The sequence below is a fragment of the Vicinamibacterales bacterium genome (assembly GCA_036504215.1).
Taxonomy (GTDB): domain Bacteria; phylum Acidobacteriota; class Vicinamibacteria; order Vicinamibacterales; family Fen-181; genus FEN-299.
The window spans coordinates 1-11,201 of record DASXVO010000088.1; the positions used below are offsets into that span (position 1 = coordinate 1).

The 11,201-nt window shown below is 68.8% G+C and carries 11 protein-coding genes; 8 read left to right on the forward strand and 3 right to left on the reverse strand.

All coding sequences use genetic code 11. From position 1 onward, the window contains the following. The 8 genes from VGK32_23555 to VGK32_23590 form a co-directional block, all read left to right on the forward strand. The coding region (locus tag VGK32_23555) for an ABC transporter permease (protein ID HEY3384749.1) at window positions 1-980 on the forward strand (980 nt) is incomplete at its 5' end. Continuing rightward, window positions 977-1,972 carry an ABC transporter permease gene (locus VGK32_23560; GenBank protein HEY3384750.1) on the forward strand — a complete coding sequence of 332 codons (996 nt, stop codon included), beginning with the start codon at window positions 977-979 and terminating at the stop codon, window positions 1,970-1,972. The genes VGK32_23555 and VGK32_23560, both read left to right, overlap by 4 nt. 10 nt (window positions 1,973-1,982) lie before the next feature. Continuing rightward, a complete protein-coding gene (locus VGK32_23565) occupies window positions 1,983-3,563 on the forward strand; it encodes a sugar ABC transporter ATP-binding protein (GenBank protein HEY3384751.1) in 1,581 nt (526 codons plus the stop codon). Between the two features lie 94 nt (window positions 3,564-3,657). After that, entirely contained in the window at window positions 3,658-4,761 is a 1,104-nt protein-coding gene (locus VGK32_23570; GenBank protein ID HEY3384752.1) for an aldo/keto reductase, read from the forward strand. 1 nt (window position 4,762) lies between these two features. Further along, window positions 4,763-5,623, forward strand: a complete 861-nt coding sequence (locus VGK32_23575; GenBank protein HEY3384753.1) for an amidohydrolase family protein — start codon at window positions 4,763-4,765, stop codon at window positions 5,621-5,623. A gap of 56 nt (window positions 5,624-5,679) precedes the next feature. Continuing rightward, complete coding sequence (locus tag VGK32_23580) at window positions 5,680-6,753, forward strand: aldose 1-epimerase (protein ID HEY3384754.1); 1,074 nt, start codon at window positions 5,680-5,682, stop codon at window positions 6,751-6,753. A 503-nt stretch (window positions 6,754-7,256) separates the two neighbouring features. Next, on the forward strand, window positions 7,257-7,535 hold the full coding sequence (locus VGK32_23585) for a hypothetical protein (GenBank protein ID HEY3384755.1): 279 nt from the start codon (window positions 7,257-7,259) through the stop codon (window positions 7,533-7,535). A 194-nt stretch (window positions 7,536-7,729) separates the two neighbouring features. Continuing rightward, window positions 7,730-8,131, forward strand: a complete 402-nt coding sequence (locus tag VGK32_23590) for a hypothetical protein (GenBank protein ID HEY3384756.1) — start codon at window positions 7,730-7,732, stop codon at window positions 8,129-8,131. A gap of 32 nt (window positions 8,132-8,163) precedes the next feature. On the opposite strand, the gene VGK32_23595 is transcribed toward VGK32_23590, so the two are convergent. The 3 genes from VGK32_23595 to VGK32_23605 are packed head-to-tail and all read right to left on the reverse strand — an operon-like array spanning window position 8,164 to window position 10,984. Beyond that, entirely contained in the window at window positions 8,164-8,412 is a 249-nt protein-coding gene (locus VGK32_23595) for a hypothetical protein (GenBank protein HEY3384757.1), read from the reverse strand. Between the two features lie 57 nt (window positions 8,413-8,469). Beyond that, entirely contained in the window at window positions 8,470-9,462 is a 993-nt protein-coding gene (locus tag VGK32_23600) for a hypothetical protein (GenBank protein HEY3384758.1), read from the reverse strand. 49 nt (window positions 9,463-9,511) lie between these two features. After that, window positions 9,512-10,984, reverse strand: coding sequence for a hypothetical protein (locus VGK32_23605; protein ID HEY3384759.1), 1,473 nt, complete (start codon window positions 10,982-10,984; stop codon window positions 9,512-9,514). Window positions 10,985-11,201: the final 217 nt, after the last annotated feature.

Here is an 11,201-nt window from a genome sequence, read left to right on the forward strand (position 1 = left end):
GAACGAATCTCGTCAGGATCTGGGACCGGTTCGGCCTGCTCGCTATCGTCCTGGCGTCCTGGGTCGTGTTCGCGGCGTTTACGGACGGATTTGTGTCGGAGTTCAACGTCTACTCCGTGGGACGCCTGGTGTCGATCGCGGTGGTTGTCGGGTTCTCGCAGATGGTTGTCATCGCTATCGGCCAGATGAACCTCTCGATAGGCGCCATCGGAGGCGTCGTGGCCATGTTCCTCGGGTGGCTGATGCAAGGGCTCGGGATCCCATGGCCGGTTGCCATCGTGGTCGCGGTCGGCTTCGGCGGTCTCCTCGGGGCGGTGAACGGGGCAGTGATCGTCCGCACCGGGATCAACGCCTTCATCGTGACCTTGGGCACCGCGAGCGTGTTCTCGGGGGCGATGTTCATCGCCACGAAGGTCGAGGCGTTCCGGGATCTTCCCCCGGCCTTCCTGGAGTTCGGACGGCTCAAGCTGCTCGGGCTGGTCTCGCCGCTGGTCCTGATGATGATCGGCGCGCTCGTCTTCCTGTTCCTGCTCTATCGGGGAACGACGCTCGGGCGCCAGATGCTGGCCACCGGCGCGAACGCGCGGGCGGCTCGGGTCTCGGGTGTCCCCGTCGGCCGCATCGTGACCGTCACGCACATGCTCTCTGGCGCTCTCGCCGGCCTGGCTGGCGTGATGCTGGTCCTGCGGATCGGCTCCGCCATCCCGTCGATCGGTACCGCCGGAGGAGGCGACTGGCTCCTTCCATCGTTCGCCGCCCCGGCTATCGGGGGCACGCTCCTGTCCGGCGGGGTCGTCAACGTGGTCGGCACGTTCATTGGAGGCCTCCTGCTCGGCACCATCGAGAACGGCCTGACGCTGCTGTCAGTACCGGGGTTCTGGGTGCAGCTCATCACAGGCCTGGTTCTGCTCTTTGCCGTCATCCTCGATCGGGCCCGCACCGTGGCGGTCGAGCGGAGCCGGCTTGGAGTGGCGGCATGATCGGGGTCCGGCGAGCACAGCTCCATGCCGACTGGTCCGGGCTCCTCCTCATCACCGTCGCTGTCGCGGTGGGCCTCTCGCTCCTCACCGAGCAGTTCACAGCCGGATTCAATATTTACGTGCTGATGTTCAACATCGCCCTGGCCGTGGTTGTCGCCTACGGACAGATGGTGGTCGTGGCTACGGGCGGCATGAACATCGCCCTGGGGGCAACCGGCGGTCTCTCCGCCGTGATCATGGCTGGTCTCATGGAGTCGTACGGCGTTCCGCTTCCGGTGGTGATCGTTGTCGGACTGGCCGCAGGCGCGCTAATGGGCTTCATCAACGGCTTCCTGACGATCAAGACCGGCATCAACCCATTCGTTATCACGCTCGCCATGGCGAGTGCCTACACGGGCCTGAACATGGCGGTGACGAGCGCGAACCCGTACTACAACATCAGCCCGACGCTCGTGGAGTGGGGGCAGGCTCGGACCGAGATCCTGCCGCATCCCGCGATCGTGACCGTGGTCGTGGCGCTGGTGCTGGCGACGCTGTTCCACCGCCTCGTCCTCGGGCGCAACATCCTCGCGGTCGGCGGCAATGCGCGGGCCTCGGAGATGACCGGGGTACCGGTGGAGCGGGTCATCGTCTCCGCCCACGTGCTTTCGGGGTTCCTGGCCGCCCTCGCGGGTCTGCTCACGATGGCCCGACTTGGCAACGGCACACCGACGATCGGCAGCGACTGGCTGCTCCCGGCGTTCGCTGCCCTGATCATTGGCGGCGTTCCCCTGGAAGGCGGCAAGGTCGCGGTGATGGGCGTGGTGTTCGGCGTCGCGATCCTCGAGCTCATCACCAACGCGCTTGCGATCAACCGGATCGATCCGTATTGGGTCACGTTGCTGCAGGGGACCCTGATTCTGGCCGCCGTTGGGATTGGGCTGCTGCGCAGCGAATCAACCCGAAGCCGGATCCGGGGCAGCCTAGGCCGATCCTCGGCCAGAGCGAGCTGAGAAGACCGTCATGAACGATGAACGCGAGATGAGCGCCTCCGAGCACGCCATTCCGATCGTCGAGGCGTCAGCTGTCGACGGGTCAGGCCCTGGCGCGCCGCCGCTGCTGCAGATGCTCGACATCCGCAAGGCGTTCCCGGGCGTGCAGGCGCTCGACGGCGTTTCGCTGATCCTCAACGCGGGCGAGGTCATGGCGCTGCTTGGGGAGAACGGCGCCGGCAAGAGCACCCTCATCAAGGTCCTCACCCGGCTGTACCGCCAGGAGGAGGGCTCCATCCTCATCGAGGGCCATGAGGTCGCGTTCGCATCTCCCCATGAGGCACATGCGACCGGCATCGCCCACGTTCCGCAGGAGCGCAATCTCATCCCGCGCTTCTCGGTCGGCGAGAACATCATGCTCGAGGCCCTCCCGAAGCGCGGCGGCCTCGTCGACTACGACATCGTGCACCGCGAGGCCCAAATGTGGCTGGACCTGCTTCATGTGTCCGTCGATTCACGGACCCTGGTCGGCGATCTGAGCGTCGCGCAGATGCAGCTGGTGGAGATCGCGAGGGCGATTTCACGTCAGGGCAGGATCCTCGTTCTCGACGAGCCCACGGCGTCGCTCACGCCACACGAGACGAAGGTCCTGTTCGCGATCCTGCGCGACCTGCGGACCAGGGGCGTCGCGATCATCTTCGTCAGCCACAAGCTCGAGGAGGTGTTTGAGCTCTGCGACACGATCATGGTGCTGCGGGACGGGCGCAACGCGGGCCCAAAGGTCGCGTCCTCCGAGATCGACCGCGACGCGTTGATCACGCTCATGGTGGGACGAGCTCAAGTCGTGCGCGAGCTGCCCGCCCAGCAGGCCGCCCCGGGCGAGGTCGCTCTTGAGCTCCGCGACGTCACGACCTCCTCGGGGGGGGCCAACATCAGCCTGTCCGTGCGGCGTGGCGAGATCCTGGGGCTCTACGGGCTGGTCGGCGCCGGGCGCAGTGAGCTCGCACGCTCGATCATCGGCATCGACCGTGTCCTGTCGGGCCAGGTCCTCGTCCGCGGCGAGCCAGTGAGCATCAGGAGCGCCGGCGAGGCGCTCGACCGATACCGGATCGGGTACGTGTCTGAGAACCGGAAGGAGGAGGGTCTCATCCTCCTTCACTCGGTCATGAGCAACATCAGCATCACGATCTGGCGCCGCCTCCAGAACGCCTTGGGCTGGATCGGCGGTCGGGGCGAACGGACCGCCGTTGAGACATTCACTACGAGCCTTGAGATCAAGACGCCGAGCCTGGCCACCTCCGTGGGCAGTCTGAGCGGCGGCAACCAGCAGAAGGTCAGCCTTGCGAAGTGGCTGACCGCGTCCGTCGAGATCCTGATCATCGACGAACCCACCGTGGGCATCGATGTCCGCACCAAGGCCAACCTCCACGACCTGATCTGGAGGCTGGCCGGTGAGGGCATGGCGATCATCCTCATCACCAGCGACATGCCCGAGATGGTCCGGCTTGCCCACCGGATCGTCGTGATGCGCGCCGGCCAGGTCACCGGCGAGATCGAGAACAGTCACGAATACGCCGAGATGAGCCAGCGGATCATGGGCCACATCCATTGACCGCGCTCGCCGTCCGCGGCTTCCGCCGGCTGCGGCTCCCCGGCAACCAAGCCAGAAGCGTGTATATGCGCGCCCAGAAGACGGAGGTACGACCGTGCCTGTCAACCCGTATGAGATCGCACCGCTCGGCCGGACGAGCCTGAAGATCCCCAGGCTGGGGCTCGGTATGGTGTCCCTCGCGGGCATGTATGAGGCTGTCGCGGACGAGACCGCCCACGTCACCCTCGACCACGCGTGGGGTATGGGGATCCGCTACTACGATGCGGCCCCGGTCTACGGGTACGGCCTGGGCGAGACCCGTATGGGTCGCCTCCTGCAGGCCAAGCCCCGCGGCGAATTTGTGGTCTCCACCAAGGTGGGGCGGCTCCTCTACCCCCTCGAGGAGGTGCTGGCTGATCCATCCCTCGATAGGGACTGGCAGCGCCTTGGCTCCATCACCGGAATCGACGCCTCGGACAAGGTTCAGGGCGAGGATCTCAACGACTGGTACTTCCGCGGCGTTCCGGATGTGCGGCCGGTCTACGATTACAGCCGTGACGGCGTGATGCGGTCGGTGGAGGAAAGCCTTGAGCGGACGGGTCTCGACCGCTTCGACATCCTCTGGATCCATGATCCCGACAGCCACTGGGAGCAGGCGATCGGCGGCGCCTTCCCCGCGCTCGCCGACCTCCGGAGCCAAGGCGTCGTCACCGCTATCGGCGCCGGGATGAACCAAGCTGAGATGCTCGCGCGATTCGCACGAGAGGGCGACTTCGACGCGTTTATGTGCGCCGGCCGCTACACCCTGCTGGACCAGCCGGCCCTGGACGAGCTCCTACCGGTCTGCCTCGAGAAGAACATCGCCATCGTGATCGGCGGGGCGATGAACAGCGGCCTGCTGGCCAACCCGAGCCCGGACTCCCACTTCGACTACGGCCCCGCCCCGAAGGCGTGGCTCGACAAGGCCTTGGCGATCAAGGCGGTCTGCGAGCGCCACCGCGTGCCGCTTCGTGCCGCAGCACTCCAGTTCGGATTCGGCCATCCCGCGGTGGTAGCAGTCGTGGCCGGCGTGCGCAAGATCAGCCACCTCGAGGACACGGTCGCCATGATGCAGGTGCCGATCCCCGACGACCTGTGGGAGGAGCTCAAGGCCGAGGGCCTGCTGCCGTCCGAAGCGCCCACGCCGCGTCTCGAGCTGGTGGCAGGAAGCGGAAACTAAGGTGGCGATCACAGTCGACGCCCACCATCACTTCTGGGACACGTCGGACGCGCGGTTCGACTACTACTGGATGACGGATGACCTCGCGCCTATCCGGGGCCGTTACGGGCCAGCCGAGCTCCGGCCATGGCTGGCAGAGAACGGGGTGGATCGGACGGTCGTCGTCCAGACCATCCCGTCACTCCTCGAGACGGAGGAGTTCCTCGCAACCGCGGCGACCACGGATTTCGTGGCGGGCGTGGTGGGCTGGGTCGACCTCGTTGACCCGGCCGCCGGCGACATGATCAGCGCCCTGCAGGCGCGGATCCACGGAGACAAGTTGGTGTCGATCCGGCACCAGGCGCACGATGAACCGGACCCGGACTGGCTTGGCCGCCGCGATGTCCGACTTGGCGTGCAGGCCGTGCTGGACGCCGGCCTCGCGTACGACATCCTGGTGCGGTCGCGTGAACTGCCGTCGGCCCTGAGGCTCGTCGCATCGATCCCCGACGGCCGGTTCGTGGTGGACCACATCGCCAAGCCGAACATCGCGAAGCGCGAGATCGAGCCGTGGGCGACGCGCATGCGCCCGCTCGCCGACTTCCCCAACGTCTTCGTCAAGGTGTCGGGGATGATCACCGAGGCGGACTGGCAGGATTGGAGGCCGGATGACCTCCGCCCCTACGTGCAGAGGCTCCTCGAGTGGTTTGGGCCCGAACGGCTGATGTTCGGCTCGGACTGGCCCGTGTGCCAGCTCGCCGGGACGTACTCCATGGTGCATGCCGCCGCCCTGCATGCCCTCGGCGAACTGTCGGACTCCGAGCGGGAGCTCGTCATGGGCGGAACCGCCGCGGCCGCGTACCGGCTGCAGCTCCAGGGGTAGCCAACTCCGCGCATGGGTGCCCTCCGGCATGGGCGGGCACCACGGGAGATCGATCCGTGAGCCGGCACCATTACGGCGCCCGTCTCCACGACTATGTCTCGCTCGGCTACCGGACGATCGCGCTCGAGAACGAGATCGTCCGCGTCGAGATCGTCGTGGACAAGGGAAGTGACATCACGAGCTTCCTGCACAAGCCGTCCGACACTGACTTCATGTGGCACCGGGAGACCGGACTCCGGCGCGCCCCAATCGACAGCGTCCCGCGCGGCACGGACGAGTCCGTCTTCGTGGACCTCTACGAGGGCGGTTGGCAGGAGTGCTTTCCCAACGGCGGCGAGAGCGTGCTCTACAAGGGCGCGAGGCTGCCGTTCCACGGGGAGCTGCTAGCGGCGACCTGGGACGTGGACGTCCGCGAGGATCGGCCGGACGTGGTGTCCGTCCGCCTCTCGTTGCGAACGATGCGGACGCCGTTCGTCCTTGAGAAGGTGGTCACCCTCAGGGCCGGCGCCGGAGTCCTCCAGATCGACGAGCGGGTGACTAACCTGGCTGACGAGGAAATGGAGGTCATGTGGGGACACCATCCTGCATTCGGGCCTCCATTTCTGGACGCTTCGTGCCGGATCGACCTGCCGCCATGCACCGGCACGACTGACCGCGCCGAACCGTGGCCGGACAGCGAGCTGGCCTACGGCATCCCGTTTGTCTGGCCGCTCGCCCCGCGCAGGGACGGCGGAGACCGAGACCTCAGCGCCGTGCCGGGCCCGGAGGCCCGGATCTCCGACTGGGTCCGCCTGACCGGGTTCGCAGAGGGATGGTACGGCGTGACCAACACCGACCGGCGCGTGGGATTCGGCCTCCGCTGGGACGCGGCGGTGTTCCCGCACCTCTGGTTCTGGCACGTCTTCGGGGGCATGCGGGGATACCCCTGGTATGGCCTCAACTACAACTTCGCGCTGGAGCCGTGGTCCAGCTACCCAGACGGTGGACTGCTCCGGGCCATCGCGAACGGTTCGGCGCTCAGGATCGGCCCGCGCTCCGTCGTGGAGACGCGGCTGTTTGCGGTGGCCTATGCCGGTGTCGCGGGGATCTCCGCGATCGACGCGGAAGGCAACGTCACGGGACGGGACTAGCACGCGTCCGAGAGCCGGAGCGGACGTATCGCCAGCGTACCGATCGGGAGCGCTGTCCGATCCACGGCCGGCCCGGAACTATCACCACGGCCTTCCAAGGTAAGCGCAGTTGGCACAGGCAGTACCCACGCGACGGACGCAACGCGCTGCGGCGAGGGAGCTAGGGGAACGGCGACGGCCGGACTCGATCGGAAGCCGACGCTCGAGATCCTCGTTGCGACTACGCGCCTGAAAGAACCGCGACGCTTGCTCGGCGGCCTCCGGCTCACCGTCTCACGCCATGGCGACCGAGTCGACGACGATGAACCCGATGTGATGCTGGCGAGTGATGCAGGTGTGTGGCCACCGATGATGGTCGGCGCGATCGCCTCCGGAATCCTTGTCGCTGCGGGCCCGACGCGCGCTCGCTGGTCGGATGCCATCGCAGCCTTGGGTGGTGCCGGCCTGGGTGCCTCTCGTGGACTACGACGGACCGCGGCGGGTGCTCCTCTCGGCCAGGCCGGATGGACCCAGGCGACCGTCAACCGGATGAGCGACGCCTGTCGACCGGTCACGGTCCCGTCAGTCAAACACAGCCATGGGTGGTGGCGCTCGGGCCGGCAGCGTTGTGGTCGATCGTCAGCACGATCGCGGCCGGCGGCGGAGCCACGTCGGGCGGGATCGAGTTCGGGGTCTTTGGCCTGTTCTACTCCAGCTGGTTCCTCTGGGCGATCGCAGGCGGAGCCGCGACCCCCTCGTACCAGGTGCGCACGTCAGGCGCCGCGTTGGCGTCGCCTGCGTAGGGGGACGCAGGGTGGTGTCCCACGTTGGGCCGCGTTCCGTTCGGCATCCCGGCGCAGGTCGAGGGGACAGCGAGTCGCCCCATTCGGCCCTACGCGGCGGCGATGCGCCGGACCGAACCTGACCCGTGGCCCCCACGACAGGCGATCTTCGAGTCGCCACCGCCTGCGCCGCTGATGCACCATCGGAGGACACCTTGCCCGCGATCGTGGTCGCCCTGTTCCTCGCAGCGCACGGACGCGTCCATGCGAGCTACGCACAGCAGCCGGCGGCGCCCAAGCCGGGCGCACCGGCATGGCCGTTCTACCTCGACCACTCCTGGCTGCTGACGCCGCTCGGCATCGACGCGACCGGAACCCGTCTCGTCGGGTTCGTGTTGCTGGGCGCGGTCGTCGCCGGCTATGCCGTCGCCGCGCTCGCGGTGGTCGGCATCGCGCCCGCTGGCTGGTTCGCGCCCGTTGTCGTTGGCGCGTCCGCCCTGTCGGCCGTGATGATCGCGCTGTTCTTCACACCGTGGATCGTGTTCGGGTTCGCGATCGATGCGGCCCTCATCGTTGCCGTCGTCGCCGCGGACTGGAGGCCCGGCGCGATCGGATGACCGGCAGGCTGCACGCGAGCAGTCGCGACGGGCTACTCCTCGGCAGGGGCGTGGATGTCCTCGGCCGCCGCCTTGCCACAGCCGGGGACGGCGCAGCCGAACGTGTGCACGACGCGGTCCGTCACGGCCATGTTGGCGACGCCCGACACGCCACTCTGCATCCCGAGGCTGCTGGCGGCGATCCCCGCCGTGCCGGCATCGGTGGCATCGATGTAGGGATGCGGGCGACGCGGGTCGTAGGCCTTCGGGTCGAGCTTCCTTGTCCTGCGGAACAGACGCACCGGTCACTCCCTCTGGCGGACGCTACCAGTCGAGCGTGGGACACCGGTCGGCATCGGTCAAGAGCCGGGCGATCCCCTCGCCGCGCCGAGCATCGACGGCCGAACGAGCACCATCCCTGCGACGAACAGCCATGCAGCCAGGATCGCCGGCCCCACGTGGGTCCCGTCGAGGTACCCGATCATGCCGTGGACGCCGATCGCGGCCCCGAATCCTGCCATCCCCGCGAGCGCGAGCGCCTGCCACAGCGCCTTTGACGGGCGGCCGTAGCGGACCACCGCCAGGACGACGAGCCCCGTGGTGGCGAGCCCGCCGCCGAACCCGGACCGGTCGTGCGCGATGAGCGGCACCAGCCGCGGGTCGATCGCGTCGATGGCGCCACGGTCCAGGCCGATGAACGCGATGTCCTGGGGCACGAACACGACGAGCGTGCCGATGGTCGCGATCGCTGCGCCCGCGACCACCATCCCGGCGCCCGTGAGCAGGAGCAGCCAGCGGCCGTCCAGTGCCCGATCGCCCGATGGCGGCGACCCGCCGGTGACCGGCGCCGCGTCGGCGAGGCGTGCGTGGCGCGTCAGCCACAGCCCACCAGCGAACAGCGGCAGGATCGCGAGCGTCGCGATCCCGTGCCACGTGTCGAGGTAGCCGGTCCCGAGATACGAGAGGAACGTGACGAACCCGACGGTGGCGGACCCCGCGAGCGTCCACCACGCCCACCGGGCGCCGTCGGCGAGCGGGAAGGCAATGAGCCAGAGGTACAGCACGCCGATCGCGATGAGGGTGCCGCCGAACGCCGCCCGGTCGTGGCCCATGAAGTGGACGAGGCGTCCTTCCGCGATGGCCCGCAGGGTCGCGGGCGAGATCGACAGCCATGCCAGGTCGTGCGGCAGGAGCTGGTCGGTGATCGCGAGGAACCACGCGAACGCGCCCGCCATGACCAGCGCGAGCGACCCCGCCGCGAGCATCGGCCGTCCGTCGCCGGCGAGGCCGGCCCACAGGCCAACGTCGTCACGGTGCGGGCTCGGCGCGAACGTGCTATCCACGAGTAGCACGATAATCGCTCAGCGGAGGCGACGCAAGCCCGTCGCGACGGCCTCGTGCCTACACGCCGTAGCGGATGACCACGCCTTCCTCGGGCGGCTTCTTGAAGCGGCGCTTGACCTCGCCGATGTGGACTCCCAGTCGTTCGCGCGCCGCACGAAGGTCGTCTGCCGGCTCTTCCTCGATGGCGGCCCGCAGGGGCACGACGGCCAGACCGGGCAATGCCTTGCGCTGCACCGCCGGCCATCCCGCGCAGTGCTCGACGAGCGTCGCCTCGAGGTTGGTGGTACCGGGTGCGGCCACGACAAGGAACTCGTCCCCGCCGTCACGGAACGTGCGCGAACCGGGGACCTTCCGGAGGTATGCGGTGAGCAGGGCAAGTAGGTCGTCGCCGAGCTGCATCCCGTTCGTGGTGTTCCACTTACCGAAGTTGGCGAGGTCGATGAACGCGACGTCGACACGGCCACGTCCCAGCGCAGGTACCGCACGGAACAGGTCGGCAAGCATGAGGTAGCCCTCGAACCGCGGCACTCCGACCCTCGGATCCATCGCCGACTGCGGGACGTTGGGCCAGCGGAAGCGCTCCGTGAACGGGCGAGGCGCCCACCGGGCGAGCCGCACCAGCTCGGCGGTGATCCACGGCCACTCCGGCCCCATGAGCGACGGCCGCTGGCCGGACGCGGTTGCCATCGAGCGCAGCGGCTCGAGCACGGAACACGGGTCGAACGACGGGTCGATCGACCCCAACAGGCCGGCAGCCGCGATCGTCGTCAGGATGTCCGAGGGCTGGCCGGCATCGCCCCAGCCGCCATCGGGCCGGCGCTCGGCCTCGAGGAAGGCGAGCTGCTCATCGACCCACTCGATGCCCTCGCCGAGCGCCGCGGATGCGGAGGCCAGGTGCGCCGTGGCGGACACGAGTGGCTGGTCGAAGAACGGGAAGGTCCGGCCGCGCACGATCCCGCGCGTCCGGCCGACGCGGGCCGCATAACGTGCCGCGAGCGCCGTCACCAGCCCACGGATCGGCTTGAGCGCCTGCGGCTCGCGGACGAACGACCACAGGAGGAACGTGTCGGCCCAGGGATCGGTGCCGGCGACAGCACCGGCGATGATGTCCTCGACACCGGGCAGCGCCTCATCGAGAAGGGCCGCGGCGCGCGCGGCGCGGATCGGGTCCAGGTCACGGGCGACCTCCGCGAGCCACGCGAGGTGCCCGACCATGACGGGCGGCAGCCACAGCCGGTCGGCGTGCTCGCCCGCGTGGCGCTCGGCCTGCTCGGCCTCGGCGGGCCGCCACCGCACCCGGTGCTCGAGCGGGATCCAGCTGCCGACCGGAGCTCGCCAGCGGAACCGTCGGTGACCTCGGCCGCCCGGCCGCGCCGCCTCGAGCCGCGTGAGCAGCCCGTCGTGGTCCGCCCGCCGCTTCCGTGACGCAGCCCAGCGGAGGACCGCGGGGCGGAAGGGATCGTCGATCGCGCCGTCGCGGAGCTCGGCCGCGAGCAGGCGCTCGAGCTCGGTTGACCAGGCGGCGGGCATGGCGCAAGGATCGTCGTGCGCCCGGGCGGCCGCCATCACCCGGTCCGGCTATGCGGAACCGGAGGTTCGGCGCCCGACTACGCCGCCTCGATCGAGCGCTTCGAGAGGCCCAGGAAGTAGCCCTCGATCGTCGTCTTCGGGGCGTCGTCCGGCCTGGCGGCGGCACCGAGCGTGACGAACAGCGGCGCGAAGTGCTCGACCGTCGGGTGCGCGAACG

What these genes read in the sequence shown, in the direction of transcription:
- VGK32_23560 (HEY3384750.1), top strand. Translation starts at nt 977, where the DNA reads ATGATCGGGGTCCGGCGAGCACAGCTCCATGCCGACTGGTCCGGGCTC.
- VGK32_23565 (HEY3384751.1), top strand. Translation starts at nt 1,983, where the DNA reads ATGAACGATGAACGCGAGATGAGCGCCTCCGAGCACGCCATTCCGATC.
- VGK32_23585 (HEY3384755.1), top strand. Translation starts at nt 7,257, where the DNA reads ATGGACCCAGGCGACCGTCAACCGGATGAGCGACGCCTGTCGACCGGT.
- VGK32_23605 (HEY3384759.1), bottom strand. Translation starts at nt 10,984, where the DNA reads ATGCCCGCCGCCTGGTCAACCGAGCTCGAGCGCCTGCTCGCGGCCGAG.